At 66.3% G+C, this 20,158-nt stretch carries 22 protein-coding genes; 10 read left to right on the top strand and 12 right to left on the bottom strand.

The features are described 5' to 3' along the window. Position 1: 1 nt before the first annotated feature. From AC5RTS_RS03085 to AC5RTS_RS03075, 3 genes are read right to left on the bottom strand one after another with little or no spacing between them, the layout of a single operon-like run. Positions 2–1,708 carry an urease subunit alpha gene (locus AC5RTS_RS03085; RefSeq protein ID WP_493990604.1) on the bottom strand — a complete coding sequence of 569 codons (1,707 nt, stop codon included), beginning with the start codon at positions 1,706–1,708 and terminating at the stop codon, positions 2–4. Between the two features lie 2 nt (positions 1,709–1,710). Next, complete coding sequence (locus AC5RTS_RS03080; RefSeq protein WP_493990961.1) at positions 1,711–2,025, bottom strand: urease subunit beta; 315 nt, start codon at positions 2,023–2,025, stop codon at positions 1,711–1,713. An 8-nt stretch (positions 2,026–2,033) separates the two neighbouring features. Next, on the bottom strand, positions 2,034–2,336 hold the full coding sequence (locus AC5RTS_RS03075) for an urease subunit gamma (protein ID WP_493990603.1): 303 nt from the start codon (positions 2,334–2,336) through the stop codon (positions 2,034–2,036). A 102-nt stretch (positions 2,337–2,438) separates the two neighbouring features. Here AC5RTS_RS03075 and AC5RTS_RS03070 point away from each other — a divergent pair, with 102 nt between their 5' ends. Continuing rightward, positions 2,439–3,188, top strand: coding sequence for a sulfite exporter TauE/SafE family protein (locus tag AC5RTS_RS03070; RefSeq protein ID WP_493990602.1), 750 nt, complete (start codon positions 2,439–2,441; stop codon positions 3,186–3,188). A gap of 112 nt (positions 3,189–3,300) precedes the next feature. Here AC5RTS_RS03070 and AC5RTS_RS03065 read toward each other — a convergent pair whose 3' ends face one another. Beyond that, on the bottom strand, positions 3,301–3,900 hold the full coding sequence (locus AC5RTS_RS03065; protein ID WP_493990601.1) for a hypothetical protein: 600 nt from the start codon (positions 3,898–3,900) through the stop codon (positions 3,301–3,303). A 207-nt stretch (positions 3,901–4,107) separates the two neighbouring features. On the opposite strand from AC5RTS_RS03065, the gene AC5RTS_RS03060 reads away from it, so the two are divergent. Continuing rightward, positions 4,108–5,004 carry a phosphodiesterase gene (locus tag AC5RTS_RS03060; RefSeq protein ID WP_493990600.1) on the top strand — a complete coding sequence of 299 codons (897 nt, stop codon included), beginning with the start codon at positions 4,108–4,110 and terminating at the stop codon, positions 5,002–5,004. A 29-nt stretch (positions 5,005–5,033) separates the two neighbouring features. Here AC5RTS_RS03060 and AC5RTS_RS03055 read toward each other — a convergent pair whose 3' ends face one another. Further along, a complete protein-coding gene (locus AC5RTS_RS03055) occupies positions 5,034–5,453 on the bottom strand; it encodes a pyridoxamine 5'-phosphate oxidase family protein (protein ID WP_493990599.1) in 420 nt (139 codons plus the stop codon). 139 nt (positions 5,454–5,592) lie between these two features. On the opposite strand from AC5RTS_RS03055, the gene AC5RTS_RS03050 reads away from it, so the two are divergent. Beyond that, the gene (locus tag AC5RTS_RS03050; RefSeq protein ID WP_493990598.1) at positions 5,593–7,266 is read left to right on the top strand and encodes a catalase; all 1,674 of its coding nucleotides are present in this window, start codon (positions 5,593–5,595) and stop codon (positions 7,264–7,266) included. Between the two features lie 87 nt (positions 7,267–7,353). On the opposite strand, the gene AC5RTS_RS03045 is transcribed toward AC5RTS_RS03050, so the two are convergent. Next, positions 7,354–8,799 (bottom strand): stealth family protein, encoded by a 1,446-nt coding sequence (locus AC5RTS_RS03045; protein ID WP_493990960.1) that lies wholly within the window; start codon positions 8,797–8,799, stop codon positions 7,354–7,356. Between the two features lie 338 nt (positions 8,800–9,137). On the opposite strand from AC5RTS_RS03045, the gene AC5RTS_RS03040 reads away from it, so the two are divergent. After that, entirely contained in the window at positions 9,138–9,818 is a 681-nt protein-coding gene (locus tag AC5RTS_RS03040; RefSeq protein WP_493990597.1) for a hypothetical protein, read from the top strand. 40 nt (positions 9,819–9,858) lie between these two features. Here the strand turns inward: AC5RTS_RS03040 and AC5RTS_RS03035 are convergent, their stop codons facing one another. Further along, complete coding sequence (locus tag AC5RTS_RS03035) at positions 9,859–10,371, bottom strand: GNAT family N-acetyltransferase (protein ID WP_493990596.1); 513 nt, start codon at positions 10,369–10,371, stop codon at positions 9,859–9,861. Positions 10,372–10,577: 206 nt separating this feature from the next. On the opposite strand from AC5RTS_RS03035, the gene AC5RTS_RS03030 reads away from it, so the two are divergent. Both AC5RTS_RS03030 and AC5RTS_RS03025 read left to right on the top strand, forming a co-directional pair. Next, on the top strand, positions 10,578–11,225 hold the full coding sequence (locus AC5RTS_RS03030) for a DUF6318 family protein (protein WP_493990595.1): 648 nt from the start codon (positions 10,578–10,580) through the stop codon (positions 11,223–11,225). Positions 11,226–11,339: 114 nt separating this feature from the next. Continuing rightward, on the top strand, positions 11,340–12,134 hold the full coding sequence (locus tag AC5RTS_RS03025; RefSeq protein ID WP_493990594.1) for a hypothetical protein: 795 nt from the start codon (positions 11,340–11,342) through the stop codon (positions 12,132–12,134). On the opposite strand, the gene AC5RTS_RS03020 is transcribed toward AC5RTS_RS03025, so the two are convergent. From AC5RTS_RS03020 to AC5RTS_RS03010, 3 genes are read right to left on the bottom strand one after another with little or no spacing between them, the layout of a single operon-like run. Next, positions 12,131–12,943: an MSMEG_6728 family protein gene (locus AC5RTS_RS03020; RefSeq protein WP_493990593.1), complete on the bottom strand. Its 813-nt coding sequence runs from the start codon at positions 12,941–12,943 to the stop codon at positions 12,131–12,133. The two genes, AC5RTS_RS03025 and AC5RTS_RS03020, sit on opposite strands and share 4 nt — an antisense overlap. Positions 12,944–12,955: 12 nt before the next feature. After that, on the bottom strand, positions 12,956–13,567 hold the full coding sequence (locus AC5RTS_RS03015; protein WP_493990592.1) for a GNAT family N-acetyltransferase: 612 nt from the start codon (positions 13,565–13,567) through the stop codon (positions 12,956–12,958). Between the two features lie 59 nt (positions 13,568–13,626). After that, entirely contained in the window at positions 13,627–14,262 is a 636-nt protein-coding gene (locus AC5RTS_RS03010; protein ID WP_493990591.1) for a DUF1684 domain-containing protein, read from the bottom strand. A gap of 22 nt (positions 14,263–14,284) precedes the next feature. Between AC5RTS_RS03010 and AC5RTS_RS03005 the strand changes: the two genes are divergently transcribed. Beyond that, positions 14,285–15,031, top strand: coding sequence for a TSUP family transporter (locus AC5RTS_RS03005; protein ID WP_493990590.1), 747 nt, complete (start codon positions 14,285–14,287; stop codon positions 15,029–15,031). 72 nt (positions 15,032–15,103) lie between these two features. Further along, positions 15,104–16,414 (top strand): cell division protein PerM, encoded by a 1,311-nt coding sequence (locus AC5RTS_RS03000; protein ID WP_493990589.1) that lies wholly within the window; start codon positions 15,104–15,106, stop codon positions 16,412–16,414. Positions 16,415–16,420: 6 nt separating this feature from the next. Here AC5RTS_RS03000 and AC5RTS_RS02995 read toward each other — a convergent pair whose 3' ends face one another. Then, on the bottom strand, positions 16,421–16,852 hold the full coding sequence (locus AC5RTS_RS02995; protein WP_493990588.1) for a hypothetical protein: 432 nt from the start codon (positions 16,850–16,852) through the stop codon (positions 16,421–16,423). Positions 16,853–16,892: 40 nt separating this feature from the next. Here AC5RTS_RS02995 and purN point away from each other — a divergent pair, with 40 nt between their 5' ends. After that, positions 16,893–17,462 carry a phosphoribosylglycinamide formyltransferase gene (purN, locus tag AC5RTS_RS02990; protein WP_493990587.1) on the top strand — a complete coding sequence of 190 codons (570 nt, stop codon included), beginning with the start codon at positions 16,893–16,895 and terminating at the stop codon, positions 17,460–17,462. A gap of 39 nt (positions 17,463–17,501) precedes the next feature. Here purN and AC5RTS_RS02985 read toward each other — a convergent pair whose 3' ends face one another. Further along, complete coding sequence (locus tag AC5RTS_RS02985; protein WP_493990586.1) at positions 17,502–18,854, bottom strand: MFS transporter; 1,353 nt, start codon at positions 18,852–18,854, stop codon at positions 17,502–17,504. A 123-nt stretch (positions 18,855–18,977) separates the two neighbouring features. On the opposite strand from AC5RTS_RS02985, the gene AC5RTS_RS02980 reads away from it, so the two are divergent. After that, positions 18,978–19,952 (top strand): endonuclease domain-containing protein, encoded by a 975-nt coding sequence (locus AC5RTS_RS02980; RefSeq protein ID WP_493990585.1) that lies wholly within the window; start codon positions 18,978–18,980, stop codon positions 19,950–19,952. The last annotated feature ends 206 nt before the right edge of the window (positions 19,953–20,158 follow it).

The following is a 20,158-nucleotide window of genomic DNA, read 5'->3' as shown; positions in this document are numbered from 1 at the left end:
ATCAGAACAGCGAATAGCGCTGGGTCAGGGGCAGCTCGGAGACAGGCGCCGGTTCGATAACCTGCCCGTCGATGCTGACCATGAAGGTTTCCGGGTTCACCCGGATGTCCGGCAGTGCCGTGTTGTTCGGCAGCGACGCCTTGGTGACATCCCGGGTGGAACGGATGGGGGTCAGCGAACGGACCAGGCCGAGCCGCTCGGCCAAACCGTTCTCGAGGGCTGCCGGTGCCACGAAGGAGGTGGACAGGTGCGGGGCCGACGACGCCGTTCCGGCCAGTGCCTCGCGCATCCAGACCGGCTGCGGCGTGGGCAGCGTGGCGTTCGGATCGCCCATCTGTCCGGCCACGATGGCGCCGCCCTTGATCACCAGGGCAGGCCGGATGCCGAAGAACGCCGGCTCCCAGAGCACCAGGTCCGCCATTTTCCCGGGCTCGATGGACCCGACCTCATGGTCGATGCCGTGCGCTACCGCGGGGCAGATGGTGTATTTGGCGATGTACCGCCGCACCCTCTCGTTGTCCGCCGGCAGGGCGGACTCCGAGGGGCCCATGTAGTCCTTCATGACGTGGGCCACCTGCCAGGTGCGGGTGATGGTTTCCCCGATCCGGCCCATGGCCTGGGCATCCGATGAGGTGATGGACATGGCGCCCAGATCCTGCAGCACGTCCTCGGCCATCATGGTGTTGGCCCGGATCCGGGACTCGGCAAAGGCCAGGTCCTCCGGGATTCTCGGGTTCAGGTGGTGGCAGACCATCAGCATGTCCAGATGCTCGGCCACGGTGTTGACGGTGAAGGGGAGTGTCGGGTTGGTGGAGGCCGGCAGTACGTTCGCCGCTGCCGCTACCGTGATGATGTCCGGGGCGTGGCCGCCGCCGGCGCCCTCGGCGTGGAAGATGTGGATGCCGCGGCCTTTCATGGCGGCAAGGGTGTCCTGGACGTAACCTGCTTCGTTGAGCGAGTCGGCGTGCAGCGCCACCTGGACGTCCCAGCGGTCTGCGGCAGTCAGTGCGGCGTCGATGGCAGCGGGAGTGGAGCCCCAGTCCTCGTGCACTTTGTAGCCGGCGGCGCCGGCCAGTGCCTGTTCCTCCAGGGCCGGCTGGCTGACAGTGTTGCCCTTGCCGTAAAGCAGGAAGTTCATCGGCAGGTGGTCCAGCGCACGGTGCATCACCTGCAGGTTCCAGGCCCCGGGGGTGACGGTGGTGGCCTTGGATCCTTCCGCCGGGCCGGTTCCGCCGCCGCCCACCGTGGTGATGCCGGAGGCCAGGGCTTCGCGGAGCGCTTCGGTGCCCAGCAGATGCACATGGGTGTCGATGCCGCCGGCGGTGAGGATCCGCCCCTCTCCGGACACCACCTCGGTGCCGGGACCGATCACCAGGGCGGGATGGATATTGTCCATGATGTCCGGATTGCCGGACTTCCCGATGCCGGCAATCCGGCCCTGCCGTACGCCCACATCGGCGCGGACAATGCCCCAGTGATCCACAATCACCACGTTGGTAATGATCAGGTCCGGTGCGCCCTCGGCCGAGGTTCGGGTGGACTGGGCCATGGATTCGCGGATGTTCTTGCCGCCGCCGAACACGGATTCGTCACCGCCGAAGGTGTAGTCCTTCTCCGGGCTGATCCACAGATCGGTATCGCCCAGCCGGATGGAATCACCGACGGTCGGTCCGTAAAGATGGGCATATTCATGCCTGCTGATGTGCATGCTCAGGCGCCTTCCTGGAGTGGATCGGTCCGCAGCCGGAGGCCGGGAACGGTGCCGGTGCCTGCCAGCCGGACGAGGACGACCTCGCGGGACGCGCCCGGCTCGAACCGCACGGCGGTTCCCGCGGGCACCCCCAGACGGAAGCCGACGGCGGCGGCCCGGTCAAAGGACAAAGCGGCGTTGACGTCCGCGAAGTGGAAGTGGGAGCCGATCTGCACCGGACGGTCGCCGTCGTTAGTGACCACCAAGGTGCGGGTCTCCCGGCCGGCGTTGAGCTCCAGCCGGCCGTCGGCGGTGCGGATTTCGCCGGGAATCATCCGGCCGCTCATGAGATCGGGTCCGTGACGGTGACCAGCTTGCGTCCGTCCGGGAAGGTGGCTTCAATCTGCAGGTCCGGGATCATTTCCGGCACTCCCTCCATCACCTCATCCCGGCGCAGGACGTGGCGCCCCTCGCTCATCAGGTCCGCCACCAGGCCGCCTTCCCGTGCTCGCTCCATCACCCAGCAGGAAAGCAGGGCCACGGCTTCGGGGTAGTTGAGCCGGATGCCGCGGGCCCGGCGGTCGCGGGCCACCATGCCGGCCACACTGAGCAGGAGCTTGTCCTTATCTGCTGGGGTGAGGAACATGCGGCGATTCTGCCACCGGGTTGTTTCCGTCGTGTTGCGGAGGCGGTGATTGTGACGGATTGCGAATTGGGTGCCCCGCATGCCCCGCCATAGACTGCGGCGGTGAGTTCCGGACTGCTGCTAACCGTGCTGATTGCCGTCTTCATCGGCGGGATTGCGCAGCGCGTGGCCGGCATCGGCTTCGGCCTGCTGCTGGCGCCTTTCCTCATTGTTGCCCTGGGCCCGGCACCGGGCGTGGTGGTGACCAACGTGTGCGGGGCGCTCGCAGCCGGGCTGGTGATCCGGTCAGTGTGGCGGCGGATTGACTGGAGGATGTACCGGTGGCTGATGCCAGCTGCGGCTGCCGGGGTGTTACTGGGAACCTACGCGGCTTCACAGCTGCCAACGCCGCCGCTGGAAATAGGAGTGGGCGTCTTTATGCTGGCCGCCCTGACCTCTTCGCTGCTGCTGACGCGGGCCAACGTGGTACTGCACGGCGGGGTTCCGAAGCTGTCAGCCGGACTGCTCGCCGGTCTCAGTAATTCCATGGCCGGGGCGGGAGTTCCAGCCGTTAGTGCCTATGCCGTGCTGGCGCGCTGGCCGCAGGCAGCGTTTATGGCCACCATGCAGCCGTTCCTAGCGTCCCTGAGCCTGGCCACCATCCTGACCCATGCGGTCCTGGACTCCGGCCAGTGGCCGGATCTTCAGTGGTGGATCTGGCTGCTGCTCCTGGTATTGACCCTGGGCGGGCTGCGGGCCGGGGCGGCCCTGGCACCGCACGTGCCGCAGGCGGCCGCGCGGCGGGCCGTGCTGGTGCTGGCCTACCTGGGGGCTCTCTCCGCTTTGCTGAAGGGCATCGTCGGCCTGCAGTAACGGCGGCCGTTTACCGGCGGACTGCGGAACCGTGTACGGCCCGCCCTCTGCCGTATGCATGTAGCCGCCTGGATCTGAGCCGGCTCGATCTAAGCCGCCCGCTTCGTGGCGCCTAGTCCTTAGCCGCCTTGTTCTTAGCCGCCTTGTTCTTTGCCGCTTTGCCCGCGGACGCCGCGGCTTTACCCGCAGCCGTGGCCTTGGCAGTCTTCGCCGCGGCCTTGCGGGCAGCCTTGCCTGCTGTCTCGACACCGGCCACCGCGGCCGCAGCCTTCACCGGGGTGGGAACCTTCACCACCTTGACCTTGGTCTTCTTCTTTCCACCGTCCAGGATCAGGGCAGCGGCGATGCCGGCCATCCAGGTGTCCTTGGCCAGGCCGGTACCGGCGGCCGTGGGACGGATGCCGTCCTCCTCGGTCATGCCGGGGGTTTTCAGGTACATACGGATCATCCCGCCGGAGAATGCCCCCAGGATCAGGCCCGCCAGCCGGCTGGGAATGAAGGGCAGCAGGAGGGACAGGCCCACGCAGATTTCGGTAGTGCTCAGCAGCTTGCCGAACCGTGCCGCATCGAGATCCTGAACCTGCGGAAAAGCATTTCCGGCCATCTGCTGCAGACCCGCGGCGGACTCAGCGTCAAGGTTCCGCTTGTTGAGCCCCGAATTGAGGATGAAGGCACCGGTGGTGAGCCGCAGGGGGAGGTGGCTGAGTTTCATGGACATTTCCTTCGCAGACGTGGGCGTGCAAACCTGCCACCGAGCCTACGGCCGGTCCCGCCCGGCGCGCCAGAGCAGTTCCTGCCGATAGCCCCGGTCCGCAGCGAAAACACGGCGAAACGCGCTCCGGCAGGTTACTCCGGGGGCGCGACATCTGCTTGTATGGGAGAGAAACGCAGTAGCACCTGTCGAGTCGAGAAGGTTCTGATGGATTTCCGCCCGGCCGAGCATCCCCGTCCGCGCCGCTTCCTCCTTCATCTCAGCGATACCCACCTGCTCGGAGATGAGGCTCCCCTCTACGGTGCCGTGGACAGCCATGCCAACCTGCGGAATCTCTTCGCCCGGCTGGAGGACAGCGGGCAGCGGCCCGACGCCCTGGTGTTCACCGGAGACCTTGCGGACAAGGGCGAGGCCGGAGCCTATGCGCGGATCCGGGACATTGTGCTGCCGGCCGCCGAGCGCATGGGCGCCCAGGTCATCTGGGCCATGGGAAACCATGACAACCGTGCCCGGTTCCGGGAAATCCTGCTCAACGATGCCCCGGAGATGTCCCCGGTGGACCAGGTGCACCACGTGGGCGGGCTGCGCATCATCACCCTGGACACCACCGTCCCGGGGCGGCATCACGGCGAACTGGGGGACACCCAGCTGGCTTGGCTCCGCCGGGAACTGGAAACATCCGCCCCTGAAGGAACCATCCTCGCGATGCATCACCCTCCCGTTCCGAGCGTGCAGGATCTCGCCGTGCTCGTGGAGCTGCGCAACCAGCGGGACCTGGCCTCAGTACTGTCCGGGACGGATGTGCGGGCCATCATTTCCGGGCACCTGCACTACTCCACCTTTAGTACCTTCGCCGGCATTCCCGTGTCCGTCGCATCCGCCACCTGCTATGCCCAGGACCTGTCCACCCCGGGGACGCGCGGGCAAAACGCGGGCCAGGGCTACAACATGGTCCACCTCTACGAGGATGCAGTGGTGCACTCGGTGGTTCCCCTGGAGGAAAGCACCACTGTGGGTGAGCCGGTGGGGCCGGAGGAGACCGCGGCCCGGCTGGCTGCTGCGGGAATCCGCATTCCGGAGGACCACCGGCTGGCCTCGGCCTAGCCGCCCGTCCGGCGGCCGGCCGGAATGGACTACTCCGGTTCCGGCCCCAGATTGAAGAAGCGTCCCGAGAGGGTTTCCGGCGTCAGTTCCACATAGCGGTACTTTTCGGTCCGGATCCAGGGGCGAAGCGGCAGCTTTTCCGCTGCCTCGATTTCCGCGGATGTCTCCAGTTCGCGGGTGGTGCCCTGCACGACGACGGACCACGCCTGATCGCTGTGGACGCCGTCCGCTTCGAATGCCACGTGCGAGTTGACCGTCAGCTCCGCCAGTTTGGTGCCGGGCGCCGTGCGGAAGAGGATCACGCCGTCATGCGCGAAGTAGTTGATGGGAAAGATGTTGGGCCTGTTCGCCACACTGACCGCCAGCCGGCCATGAAAAGTGTGCTCAAGGTACTTCCAGCTTTGCTCGGGGGTCAGCTCAACTACCGGGGGGCGCTCGTCACTAGTCATGTTCTCAGTGTGCCAACGGGGCCCTCCCACCGCTACTATCAGGCTGCTTATCAACTTGACTGGGTCCGGGCTTTTGAAGAGAGTTGAGAGGGTAGTTATGCCAGCCAGCTATGGACCTCACACACTCAGAGAGCACGTGATGACAGACGCAGATACGCAGAATCCCGGTAACGGCCAGAACAACGCCGAAGGCCCCAAGACACTGACCACCCGCCAGGGACACCCGGTCTACGACAACCAGAACACCCGTACCGTGGGTGCCCGCGGCCCGGCCACGCTGGAAAATTACCAGCTCCTGGAGAAGATCAGCCACTTCGACCGCGAACGCATCCCGGAACGCGTGGTGCATGCCCGCGGTTTCGTGGCCTACGGCGAATTCGAAGCCTCCGGCAAGTGGGGCGATGAGCCGATTGCCAAGTACACCCGCGCCAAGCTTTTCTCCGAGCCCGGCAAGAAGACCGACGTCGCCATCCGGTTCTCCTCGGTGATCGGCGGCCGCGATTCCTCCGAAGCTGCCCGCGATCCGCGCGGCTTCGCCATCAAGTTCTACACCGAAGACGGCAACTGGGACCTGGTCGGCAACAACCTGGGCGTCTTCTTCATCCGCGACGCCATCAAGTTCCCCGACGTGATCCACTCCCTGAAGCCGGACCCCGTCACCTTCCGGCAGGAACCGGCCCGCATCTTCGACTTCATGTCGCAGACCCCCGAAGCCATGCACATGCTGGTGAACCTCTTCAGCCCGCGCGGCATCCCGGCGGACTACCGCCACATGCAGGGCTTCGGCGTGAACACCTACCGCTGGGTCAACGCCGCCGGCGAGTCCAAGCTCGTCAAGTACCACTGGCTGCCGCAGCAGGGCGTAAAGTCCCTGACCGAGGAAGACGCCGCGAACATCCAGGCCAACGACCTGGGCCACGCGTCCAAGGACCTCTACGAGGCCATCGAGCGCGGCGACTACCCCAAGTGGGACCTGTACGTGCAGCTGATGGACGACCATGACCACCCGGAACTGGACTTCGATCCGCTGGATGACACCAAGACCTGGCCGGAGCAGGAATTCGAGCCCAAGTACGTGGGCACCATGACCCTGAACCGGAACGTGACGGACCACCACAACGAGAACGAGCAGATCGCGTTCGGCACCGGCGTGCTGGTGGACGGGCTGGAGTTCTCGGACGACAAGATGCTTGTTGGCCGTACCTTCAGCTACTCCGACACGCAGCGCTACCGCGTGGGCCCGAACTACCTGCAGCTTCCGGTGAACTCCGCGAAGAACGCCCGCGTGGCCACCAACCAGCGCGGCGGTCAGATGTCCTACGGTGTTGATCTCGCGCCGGGCCAGAACCCGCACGTGAACTACGAGCCGAACATCACCGGCGGCCTGCAGGAAGCACCCAAGCCGGAACAGGCCGAGGTGGGTCCGGAGCTGGAGGGCCGCCTGACCCGCGCCCGCCTGCCGCGCACCAATGACTACATGCAGGCCGGCCAGCGCTACCAGCTGATGGAGCAGTGGGAGAAGGACGACCTGGTCGCCAACTTCGTGGCCAACATCGGCGAGGCGGTCCGCCCGGTGCAGGAGCGGATGCTCTGGCACTTCTACATGTGCGACGACGAGCTCGGTGCCCGCGTGGGCGAGGGCCTGGGCATCAGCCTGGAGGAGATCAAGGATCTCGGCCCGCTGGCCACCCAGACGCTCAACGAGGAAGAAACCGAGCGGATGAAGAACCTGGGCCACAACGGTCCCCGCAACGTGGAAGGCCTCACCATGACGCACTGCGTGCCCAACGAGCACGTGGTCGTCACCCGCTAGGTCAGCACGGCTGCCTGAGCGAACAACGACGGCGGCGGGGCACTTTAGGTGCGCCGCCGCCGTCGTCGTTTAATCACCGGGCCGCCCTCAGCGCTCCCAGGGCGCTTTGACCGGAAAGTACTTTTCGAGGAAGCCGGTGACCCGCTCGGCACGTTCGGCGGCGGGAACCTCCGGGAAACTGCCGTCATTGAGGCAGAACATGTCCATGTTCCGTTTCGCCAGCAGCCGTTCCAGAACCTCCAGCCCGGCATAGGAGGTGGTGTCCACGTACTTCACCTTCGCCGTCTCCTGGGTGACGGCGCGGCCGGTCAGCAGGGCGTAGTAGTGGTACAGCGAGTTGGTCACCGAGATGTTGTCCTTGGCCCGGAACGTGCTGGCGGCGGTGGCGGCGAACTCCTCGGGGAATTCCTCTTCCATCTCCAGCAGGACGCTGCGGCGCAGGGGTGCGGCGGTGTGTTCCAGGTGCCTGGTGGTGATGCGCCCGAACCGTTCCCAGAGCAGGCGCCGGTTCACGCGGGCGGCGTTCTCGAAGCCGCTCCGCTCGGCGTCGTTGGCGCCCAGACCGATCCGGGTGCTGGCCTCGATGAACTTGGTGATCCCGCCGGGGGAGAAGAACAGGTCCGGGGCAACCGGGCGGCCGAAGAACATGTCGTCATTGGAATACAGGAAATGCTCCGCCAGCCCCGGGACGTGCTGCAGCTGCGCCTCCACCGCCTGGGAATTGTGGGTGGGCAGCACTGACGGATCCCTGAAGTGCTCCGCCGCCGGCACGAAGGTCACCGACGGGTGCTCGGCCAGCCACTCGGGCCGCGGGGAATCCGAGGCAATAAAAATGCGGCGGATCCACGGGGCGAACATGTGCACCGACCGCAGGGCGTACTTGAGCTCGTTGATCTGGCGGAAGCGGGCCTCATGATCGTCCCCCTCGCCCACCACGGCATCCTTCATCCGGGCGGCGCGGGCTGCCTGGAACTCGGCCGAGCTGCCGTCCACCCAGGAGAACACCAGATCAATGTCGAAGCGGATGTCCGTGGCATGGTCGGCGAACATGTTTTCAATGGTGGGCCAGACAAGCCCGTGCTTTTCCACCGTCCCGCGGACCGCCTCCGCGGCGGGGAGGGTGCGGCGGGTCAGGGAATTCTCCACCGGCAGCGTGATCTCAGGTCCTTCCAGATCCCAGAGTTCGAGCTGGACGCCGGCGGCGGCAGACAGCACCAGGTTCGTGCCGCGGAAGGCCCGCGGCCGGTAGACCCTGATGATCCGGGTCTTTTCGGTGGTGGCCAGGCTCCCGTCGGCGATCAGCAGGGTCCGGCTTTTCTTGGTATCCACGCTGCGCGCATAGAACGGCTCGTCACGGCAGGCCTCGACCATCGCCTTCCGCACCTGGGCCCGCATCCGCAGGTCCACGGCAATCACCGGCCGCTGGTCATTGCCGCGCACCAACAGGTAGGCGATGCCGGCGTCGTCGAGGACCTTCCGGACAAACAGCAGGTCCTCAACCATGGCCTCGTGCGGGGTGCGGCCGGTGTCCATCAGCGCCAGGCGGCCCTTGACCAGGGCCACATCCGGCCTGTCCCGGACCCGCTGAACCACGTCAAGGGACGCGGTTTGCAGGTTCTCCGGCTCGAAATCAGGTTCCGGGGCACCGAAGTAGACATCGTGTTCGGCGGCTGTATCTGTAATGGGAACCTCCAACAACTGGTTGCGCCCACGGATGCAGGCGCTGGGATGATGTGCAGCGCTGCACGGGGGAACCGGCGGAAGTCGGAGCGGCACCCTGAGGTATCCCGCGGCGGACGGCCTGCACGCTATGTGCTCTGCTGCCTGCCGCCAGTAGCATGGGTTCGGACACGGACACTCCGGGAGCCGCTGTGGGATACCGTAACACCGCCCGACGCATCACCGCCCGAAACACCGTGCTGGCCGGGGCTGTATTACTTCTGGCCGGCATGTCCTCCTGTGCCGAAGCGCCGCAGGAGGCCCAGCCGTCGTCGTCCTCCGCCGCGTCCCGCCCGTGGTCCGGGTACACCACCACTGACCGTTCACTGAGCTTTGAGTACCCGCAGGACTGGAAGGTCACGGAGCGTCCGGCGCTTGCCAACGATCCGGCCGGCGGGATTTCGGTTGAGGTCTCGGACGGCTCCGGCCGGGTGCTGGCGCGCCTGGATACCGGCATTATTGCGGACCTGAGCTGCACCGCTCCGGCAGAGCCTGCCGCCTACGTCGAGTATGAAAGCGTGCCGATGCCGGAGCTGGACTCGACACAGGGAACAGAGCAGCGCTTTGTCTACCGGTCCCTCGCGCCGTCCGGATCCCGGGGCGCCCAGGCGACCTACGCCGTCGTGAGCGGGCAGCAGCAGGGTCCGCCGTGCGGACTGTTTGATTTCTTCACGTTGACCGAATCCGGCGGCGGGCGCTTCGCGGGGGAGTACCCGGCGGGGGATGCGCAGCAGGACCCGCGGAGCTACCTCGACGGCGCTGCCCGGTATCCGGACACCCAGGAGTACCGGGACCTGCGGCGGATGCTCACGTCGCTTCGGAACGCCGGGTAAGCCCGGGCCCGAGGCGCGGACTTGGCCCTGGGGCCGCGGCCTATTCGGGAACCGGGCCCGAGCCCGGGCGCAGTCGACGGCGCTTGCGTGCGGGCACGACGGCGAAACGCGCCCGGTGTTCGCGTGGAATGAGCGGCAGGTATTCCGGATGGTCCGCCACATAGGCGCGGGTCTGCGGGCAATAGGGCAGGAGGGCGATACGGCTCCGGCGTGCGTCGGCAAGAGCTTCCTCGATCAGGAGTGTCTCTGCTGTCCGCTGCCGGTAGGCGGGATCCACCGTGATGCGCAGGGCCCAGAGCTCTCCGCCGTGCATTTCATACTGCAGATAAGCGGCCACTGTGCCGTCCACAAAGAGCTCGAACCGGTTGTGCAGGCGGTTGTTGCGGACGGTCGCGTTGCTCAGGCCTGCTTTCGAGGCCTTTGCGGTTTTGCGGCGCTGTGCTCTGTCCCGGGTTTTGGCAATACCGGCCGGCTCGGGTGCCGGGGTGTTGCCTGCCGGCGAGGACAGGTCCGGTAGGTCAACGTCACGGGGTGCTCGGGTTTTGGGATTCACAGCAGGCTCCACAATAGAAACGGAGTGGACAGCTGCTGGACCACGATGAGATGAGCATAGCGGTGAATCGGTTCCGCTCAAATTCACCCAATGAACCGGTGCGGGATTCTCACCGCCCACCCTGTGGATAACGGGTGAGGGGTTCGAAGGGCTGGCTAGGATGGCCGGACTGACAGTCTTGCGGGTTGCCCGACCGGGGGTTACAGATGACCAGAACCATTGCGCGGCGTGCCGCATCCCTGTTTGTTTCCGGGGTGCTGTTGGGCGGGCTGGTTGCCTGTTCCCAGGCCACGGGGGATCCCGGAGGGGGGTCGACATCGCCTGCTCCGCCTTCGGCATCGGCGTCTGCCACGCCTACGCCTACACCCACCCCCTCCGCGAAGTACAAGCCTGCCTCAGCGGACGGCCCGGCGGAAAACGTGCCGGTACCTGTCATGCCGGAGGAAGCGAAGCTGGAGTCCAAGGAAGGGCTGGAGGCGTTCGCGCGGTATTGGTACGAGGCTGCGAACTACGGATATGAGACGGGGGACGTGGGACTGGTCAAGGCGATTAGCGGTCCCGATTGCGTCGCATGCAGCAAATATTACGAGGTCGTTGAAAACGGCTTTATAGACGATGACTGGATGGCGAACTCGGCTATAGACGTTCTGGGCGTTAGCACCTCAACCTTTACAGCCACGGCTGAGGGGCGCTATCAAACGTTGGTCCATTTCAGCCAGGAAGCTATGGAGTATTACGGTCCCCAAGGCTTGCAGACAGTAGGCGAACCAGATGCCGGTGTAGTCCAACTGTTCGAAGCCTCGCGGTCCGAGGGGCAGTGGAAAGTAGTCAACATTGCGACCATCCAGGGATAAGCATTGATGGCAACGAAAAAACTAGGCGCTTTGGTCCTCGCAAGCCTGACTACCTTGATGCTAGGTCTGGCAGGTTCGCAGCCGGCCACAGCGAAGGGCAATGCTGAAGGTGATATGAAAGGGGGCGCCAAAGTAGCCGGGTCAGCATTCGTCGAAGATCCGGAAAGCGGAATGTGGACGATTATGCCCGTCGGCGTTCCGGATGATCCCTTCGGATACCGTTTTCAGCCCGTGTGTTTCGACGATATGGCCGGTCATGTGGAGTGCCTTGCCGCTAACCAGGCTGCCTGTACTGCAGGTGAAGACGGACAGCTGGTTTATTGGTACCGCGGTCTCAAGGGCCAGGATCCGAGCACCTGGTCCAGAGTCAGCGACACGCCCTCGTGTATTTACTCCGAAGAGCCCGTCGATATCGGTGAGCAGATCCGGGAGCAGATCCTCACCGCATTCCAGGAACGGCCCATAGCACCCGGCTTGTTGGTGCTGCAGCCCAGCCCGCACACGTTGGTTGGGATGGAAACGAACGTGTATGTCGAAGCCACCGAGCAGGTGTTCGAGATGGTCCTGCTGGAGCAGACCATCCGGATTGTGGCCACGCCGACGGAATACGAAATCAACTACGGCGACGGCACGGTGTACGGTCCCACTCCTGTCCCGGGAGGACCGTTGGGGCAGGACCGCTGGGGAGAGGCGACCCAGACGAGCCACGTCTATGCCGCCAGCGGGGACTACCAGGTGGGTGCAACCGTGTATTTCTCCGGCACGTATTCGGTGAATGGGGGAACTGCTATTCCTATCGACGGGCGGGCAACGGTGTCCTCACCCGCGCAGACCCTGCGGGTGTGGCGGGCCGAAACCCGGAGCGTGGCTGACAACTGCCTGGTGAACCCGAACGGAGTCGGCTGCTAGGGGAGCGGCGGCATGTCGGCAGGCCGCGGCACGGCAAAAAGTGTCCGGGGATCCTGCAGCACCGCGGGATAGCTGAACGCTGAACGCGGAATGCTGCCGGAGAGCACCACCGGCCGCGCCGCTGTGTCGTTCGTCAGTTCCACCGGACCGGCGCGCCCCAGCAACAGCCTCGACCTGTCGTCCGGGGCTATCACGGCCACCGGATCGCCGTCGTTCATGTCCTCGAGCAGCCGCACCAGCTGCCGGCCCCGCTTGCCCGCAATCGGTGCGCCCTTCGCGGACAGCATCGGCAGGACAATGGCGGCGGCGTTGCCGTCGGGAACCGCACGCGCCACCCACAGCCCGTCCGCGGGGGACGGATCCACAGGATCGGGAACATCGGCGGGGGCAGGCCAGACATACGGCAGGCCGGCATCGGTGTCCGGGAACAGCGGCGCGTAGACCTCCGGCGATTTCTCGATGAGGTTGGACCGGTGACTGCGGTGCAGGGCATCATCCCCCAACCATCCCGGGAGCTCGACGGCGCCGGCATCCCCGTCAATCTGGGGAGCAAATTCGAGGATCTGTTCACGCACGGTATCGGCATGCCCGCGGGCAATCCACTCGTCCGTCATTGCCAGCCCGTAGGCGGCCAGTGCGGGCACAAAGCCCTTCCACATCAGCAGCGCCGGGTGCCGCTGCCAGCCGTAATCCGGAACCACCAGTCCGCGCAGCAGCTGCAGGGTCTCCACCCGCTGCTTGCCCAGCCGCGCCTGGTCCAGCACTGCCGCGCTGCGGGCGAAGCTCTCATACGGGAGGAAGGTCTGCACCGGCCCAGTCTGTCACTGTTCGGCGGGCCGGGCCGCCCCGGGAACCGCACCGGCACCTGTACCCGGGCCCGGAGCGGCAGCGCCCAGCACACGGACCATGATCAGGTCACGGAAGGTATGGCTGCCCACCCGGAAGGAGCGGCGGCCGGACGCGTGGAACCCTGACTTGCGGTAGAAGGACTGCGCCCTGACGTTACGGTTGTTGGCGCCCAGCCACAGGGAGCGTGCCCCCACCGAAGCCGCGGCACCGGCGGCCGCTTCAAGCAGCCGGCCGGCCAGCCCGCTGCCGTGCGCGTCAGGGTGCAGGTAGAACTTGTTCAGCTCGACCGAGGGCCGCACCGCCCGGCCCTGATCCAGCGCTTCCAGCACCTCCGGGTCCGCCGGCGCCACAAATACCAAAAGGCAGTAGCCCATCAGCCGGTCGCCGTCCCGGGCCACCAGGACCAGGGCCTTTTCATCCTGGAGATACCCGGCAAAACGTTCAGCTGACAGGTTCTCCGTGACAAAGGCAGTGCTGTCCTCAGGCGTGACCTCCGGCGGACAGGCCAGCGGGAACGTCAGGGCTGCCAGTTCGACGAGCCCGGGGATGTCTTCGGGTGTTGCATGTGAAATCGAGGCTTGCACCACTCCAGCATAGGCATGCCCGGCAGATGCCTGCCCGGGTAGCCGGGCAGGCCGCCGGTTTAGTACCGGGCGTAAAGCTCTCCAACGGGAAGGGCAGCCTCGACGGTGTTCACCGGTCCCGGCAACGGGCAGGCCCAGGCCTCGTCATAGGCGCAGGACGGGTTGTAGAGATAATTGAAGTCCAGGATCAGGCTGCCGGGTACTTCGCCGGTGCCCAGATGAGCTCCCTTGATGGTGTCCAGCAGGTACCGTCCGCCGCCGTAGCTGCCGCCGTCAATACCGGCGGTTGCGTCCTTGACCGGAATGAAAATGCCTCCGCCGTAGGAATCCAGGTTCCAGACGGCCAGGGACCCCACTCCTTCAACGCTGACCGTGCCCAGCCGGGTAAACGGCACCACGCCGTCCGTGCCGGTGGCAACCTCCATGGACTCGCCGGCACCGGCGTCCTCAATCGTCGCCTCGAACCGGAACGCCGGATCGTAGCGGGCGGTGCGCAGACCGCGGAAACGGCGTCGGGTGTCCTCGGGGAGGGGCGACGCAGGGTGCGTACCGAAGAGCCGGTCCCGCCCGGTAGCCCACAGAGAGTGGGCATGGGACACGGAAATCGATTCGGAGGCGCGCCTGGCCTGCTCATAAAGAGCGAACACGTTACGGCGCCAGTCGGCGGTGGCAAGGGCAGTGACGGGGGATACCATCTGTCCAGCGTAGTGTGTTCCAGTGACTACCGGACTTCTTATTGTGGTGCTTGTCGCCATCTTCATCGGAGCGATAGCCCAGCGGATTGCCGGTCTGGGCTTCGCGCTGTTGATTTCCCCGTTCCTAGTGATCATCCTCGGCTCGCACGGCGGAGTGATCATGGTGAATATCTGCGGCCTGGTGTCCTCGCTGCTGATCATGAGCCGGGTGTGGCGGGACGTGGACTGGTCCATGTACCGCTGGCTTGCCGTTCCCGCAGTGATCGCCAGTGTGCCCGCTTCGGCGGCCGCGGTGTTCCTTCCTGCCGCACCGCTGGCGGTGACGGTAGGCGCCGTCGTCCTGGTGGCCCTGAGCATTTCGCTGCTCCTGCAACGGACCTCCGTGGTCCTGACCGGAAACGTCCCCAAGGCCGTGGCCGGTTTCGCGTCCGGGATCACCAACGCCATGGCCGGCGTCGGCGGCCCGGCCGTCAGCGTGTACGCGCTGCTGGCCCGGTGGCCGCAGCGGCCCTTCGCCGCCACCCTGCAGCCCTTCTTCGTCACCACGGCCGCCGTCACCCTGACCTCCAAACTCTTCCTGGACCCAGGACAGATGCCGCCGTTCCAGGCCTGGGCCTGGGCGCTGGTGGCGGTAATGATCGTGGGCGGCATCTACGCCGGGGAGAAGCTGCAGCGCTTCATCCGCGATGACCAGGCGCGCCTGGCCGTGATCGTGATTGCGTTCATCGGAGCAGCCGCTGCGCTGGCGAAAGGCCTGATAGACCTCTGACCCGGAGGCGTTAGCCGACTCACGCCGGAGCCTCGCCGGGCTGCGCGGGGCCGGATGGCACGATAGAAGGCGATGAAGATTTTATTGCGGCGCAAGAAGCCGGGTATGCCGCCCATGCCGCTGTGGCTGCAGGGAACGTTCGAACTGGGCCAGGCTGCCTTGCTCTCAGCACTGGTGGTGCTGCTGCCGCTGGTCGGCGTTTGGTTTGCCAACGGCTTCACCGACCGGGAGTTCTCCTCCCTGGCCCGGCTGGGCGGCCAGGCCTGGCTGCTGATTCACGGGGTTCCGCTGTCGCTGAGCTTTCCCGCAGGGGAACTCGGTGCGGCGCCCTCCACCGGGCTGCTTTCCCTCGTCCCGCTCGGACTGACGCTGATCCCGTTCTTCCTGTCCTGGCGTGCCGGGCGCCGGCTGGCCCGGGCCTCCTACACCGACCAGCTCTGGCAGGCCCTGCTCGGAGCACTGGGCACTTATGCCCTGCTCGGTGCTGCCGCGGCGTATTTGTGCAGCACCGACGGCGTCCGGATTTCCGTGGCAGCCGGCGCGCTCGTGCCCCTGATTGCCGCCGGTGCCGGCATCATCGTAGGCGCCCGGATCGAAGCCGGCTCGTGGGTGCGGCTCATTGGCATGGACCTGACCGACTGGATTGCCCGGACCAGCCAGCATTCGCGCTGGGCTGGCTCCTACCTCTGGTCCGCGCTGCGCGCCGGGGTGGTGGGAATCGTCGCCGCCCTCGGCCTGTCAGCGGTGCTGCTGGTAGTTGCCCTGGCACTGAACTGGGCCACCATTGCCTCGGTGTACCAGCGGCTCGACGCCGGGGTGATCGGCGGCGCGGTGCTCACCGTGGTGGAACTGGGGCTGATGCCGAACTTCGTGGTGTGGACCCTCGGCTGGGCCTCCGGCGCCGGGTTCTCCATGGGCACCGGCAGCATCATCAGCCCGCTGGAAACCACCGTGGGCCCGCTGCCCGCCGTCCCGGTGCTGGCCGCACTGCCCGCAGGCAGCATGGAATACGGCTACGTCGCGCTGCTGATCCCGGTGGCCGCCGGCGTGCTGGCCGGCTGGTGGTTCCTGCGCGAGGGGGAGAACCACTTTGACGAGTGGTTGTCCATCAAGATCCGTGCCCGCTGGTTCACCGCGCCGGTATCCACGCTGGTGCTGGGCGCCATCGTGGGGCTGGTTTCCGGTGTGCTGGCAGCGGCAGCCGGCTGGCTTTCGGACGGCTCGCTAGGCATGGGACGTTTTGTGGGCCTCGGCCCGGACCCGCTGTGGCTGGGCCTGTGGGTGGCCGCAGAGGTGGGGGCCGGCGTCGTGATCGGCTACGCCGTGGGCCCGTGGCTGGAACGCGAGCCTAAACAGGCACGCGAACCAGCGCTCAAGGCCTGAGGCAGGCTACGGCAGCTCGAAGCTCAGGTACTCCGACTGGCAGGATTCGGACGCGTTCAGGGTGATCGCTGACCGCATGCAGGATTCGTAGGTCACCGTCCGGTCCCACAGCAGGGCCATGGCCGCCATGCCAAGCGTGGTGACGAACGTGACGACCAGACCGATGGAGATCAGCACGGGCAGCACGGGCCGCATCTTGGCCCGGGCCGCTTTGACCAGCGCGATGATGCCGACGACGACGGCGGCGGTTCCGAGCGCTATCGGGACCAGTTTCCACGGCAGCACAAGATTGCTGCTCAGGAGGGTGGCGATTGCCAGCAGCCAGAAGATCCTGACGTACTGGACCGCGTTGCGCTTCTGCTCGTCGGGAACACCCTGGCGGCTGTTGTCCGGCCCGGCGGGGGACTTGGTCTGGGTCTGGGCACCGTCGTCGTTCATGCGTTTAACCCTAGGCGACGCGGCACCCTATGGTTGACGCATGCGCATTGTAGTTCTTGTGTCCGGCACCGGATCCAACCTCCAGGCCGTGCTGGACGCCGTCCGGGAAGGCCGGCTCGACGTCGAGATTGCGGCCGTGGGATCGGACCGGCCAGGCGCCTACGGCGTGGAACGCGCGGCCGACGCCGGGTACCCCACCTTTGTGGTGAACTTCCGCGACTACCCGGACCGGGCCGATTGGAACCGGGCGCTCACCCGGGAAGTGGCCGCCTACGCCCCGGACCTGGTGCTCTCCTCAGGGTTCATGCGGATAGTGGACGAGGAGTTCATCAACGCCTTCAACGGCCGTTACCTGAACACCCACCCGGCCCTGCTGCCCTCCTTCCCCGGCGCCCACGGGGTGCGGGACGCGCTTGCCTACGGGGTGAAGATCACCGGCTGCACCGTGCACTGGGCCGACGCCGGGGTGGACACCGGGCCGATCCTCGCCCAGGCCGCCGTCGAGGTGCTCGACGGCGACACGGAGGAAACCCTGCACGAACGCATCAAGGTGCAGGAACGCCGCCTGCTGATAGAAACCCTGGACCGCCTCAGCCGGGAAGGGCTCTAACCGGGTCACCGGACGCTCGTTCGCCGGGTTGCCGGACGCTTAGTCCAGCGCGGCGCCCTTGGTTTCGGGTGCAAAGCGGGCCATCCAGAGGACCGCCAGCAGCACCAGCACCCCGGCCAGCGCAAAGGAAAGCGGCAGCCCGAGGTACGGCCACAGGACCGACACGAAAATCAGCGGACCGAACCCGGCGCCGATCCGGGAGACGGTGGACGCCCAGCCGAACCCGCTGCCGCGCAGCTCGGTCGGGTAGAGCTCGGACACGTAGGCGTAGAGCACCGGAATGGCCACCTGCACCACAAAGCCGTAGACCAGCAGCCAGACGGTGGCAGCCGTGGGCACGTCCACCACCAGAGCGACCACCACCAGGATGGCGGCGGACAGCGGGCCGGTCACTGCCAGAATCCACTTCCGGCCCACCTTCTCCACCAGCAGGGCGGCAGCAATCACGCCCAGCAGCCCGACGGCGGCCATTCCGGAGGTGGTCAGGAACGCCCGGTATTCGGCGAACCCGGCGTCCACGAGGATCTTCGGCATCCACTGCAGCGCCAGGTAATAGACCAGCAGGATGGTCAGGAACAGGGACCATGCGGCAATGGTGGTTTTGGTGCTGAACCGCCAGAGGTCGGCAAGCTGGGTGCCCATGGTGCGCGGTGACAGCTTTTCCGGCTCCGCGGGTTCGGGCAGCCGCCAATCGGTCTGTGTGCCGCCGGTGCGCCGGATCAGGTCCTCAATGACGGCGGACGCCTCAGCGGTCCGGCCCTTCCGGACAAGGTAGAGCGGGGACTCCGGCACCGAGCGGCGCACCCAGAAAACCAGCAGCGCGGGCAGCACCATGATGAGCATGGTGTACCGCCAGTCGGCAAAGGTCGCCATGATCACTGCGGACGTGACGCCGCAGAGCGCGGCGCCCACCGGCCACCAGCCATCCATCGCGGTGAGTACCCGGCCGCGCTGCTTCTTGGGCGTGAACTCTCCGACCAGGGCATAGTCCACGGGCACGCAGCCGCCCAGACCGAATCCGGCCATAAAGCGGAAGATGCAGAACCAGACGATATCCGGCGAGAACGCTCCGAGGACCGTAAACAGGGAGAAAACCAGCAGCGTGGCCGAAAACGCCCGTTTGCGGCCGATCGCATCCGCGATGGATCCCCAGACGAAGGCGCCGATGGCCATGCCCAGCAGATTCGCGGTGCCGATCCACGCCGCCTGCGCCGGCACCAGATCCCATTCCTTGGAGAGCAGGGGAATCAGGACGCCGTTGAGCGTGACGTCCCAGGCATCGAACATAAAGCCGAGGCCGCCGATCAGGAAGATCCTGCCCTGGACTTTCCACCGCCACGGCAGGTTTTGCACAACCTGGTCACCCGTAGGCAGGGTGTTGGTGATCGACATGGCTGAAGGGACCTTCCGGAGGGTGTGCGCGGGCACACAAACGAGTTCGGGAAAACACTACCTCCACAGCACCCCACCTGTGGACAGCGCGCTGGTCCCGGTTTTCATCCGGGACGATAAGGCATGGCGACATCAGGCGGGAACCGATCCCGGGCGTCCTTCGGCGGCCTGCCCGGGCCGGTGTTTTCCGTGGCCGAGGCCCGGGCTGCCGGGATGCCGCCGCAATGGCTGCGCCGCAGGGAATACGACGCCGCCGGGCACGGCCTGCGGGCGGTCCGCGGCCTGGAACCCACTCTCCTTGACCGGGTGCGCCCGCTTGTTTCCGAGACCGGCCACACCGTAGCCAGTCACACCACGGCGGCGGCGCTATGGGGCATATGGCTTCCGTTGCGGCTGGACGCCGGTCCGCTGCATGTGACCCGGCCGCATCGGTATGCCCAGCAGCGGCGGAACGGGGTCAGCGGGCACAACGCTGCCCTTCAGCAGGCAGACGTGGTCCGGTGCGGCGGTCTGCTGGTGACCTCCCCGGCCTTTACCTGGACGGATCTCGCCGGGCTGCTGTCCGTGGATGAACTGGTCACGGCGGGGGATTCCCTGCTGCGCCGTCCCGACGCCCCGCAGCGCGGCGGGTTCCTCTACCGGCCGGATCCGCTGTGCAGCATTGATGCCCTCCGGCAGATCACAGACCGACGGGCCGGCGTCCGCGGAATGGTTGCGGCACGGACGGCGCTCGGGCTGGTTCGGCCCGGGGTGGACTCCGCACCGGAATCGCGGCTGCGGCTCCTGATCCGCCACTCCGGCCTGCCGGAACCGGAGGTCAATCAGTGGATCATCAATCCCGCCGGGCGGCCGGTCTCGCGGCCCGACCTGCAATACCGCCTCCTGCGGATAGCCCTTGAATACGAGGGGGAGCACCATCTGGTGGACCCGGATCAATGGCACCGCGATATTGAACGCGACGACAGGCTGCGGGCGATGGGGTGGACAGTGCTGCGGTTCAGCAAAAAGCACCTGCGTCCTGAGAATCAGGCGGCCGCCGCGGAAAAGGTCCGCAGTGCACTGCTGGCCCGTGGCTGGCATCCCGGACGGCAGGCATAACGTCCAATAGGCATCCTGGCCGGCAGCACTAAGCGGCCAATAGGCACCCGGGGGTGAGGCGGCAGAAGCGTCCACATGGCATCGGGGTGAGGCCGCACAAACGTCCACATGGCATCCGGGTGAGGCGGCACAAGCGTCGAAAACGGCTCCCAGCCCCCGGCTTGAGAATCGAGTCTGCAATTTTTACGGTTTTCAAGCCGGAAAAC

The sequence above is a fragment of the Arthrobacter sp. MDT1-49-2 genome, from assembly GCF_059090185.1.
The sequence above is the reverse complement of the archived record's forward strand: the minus strand, read 5'-3'. Positions and strand labels throughout refer to the sequence as shown.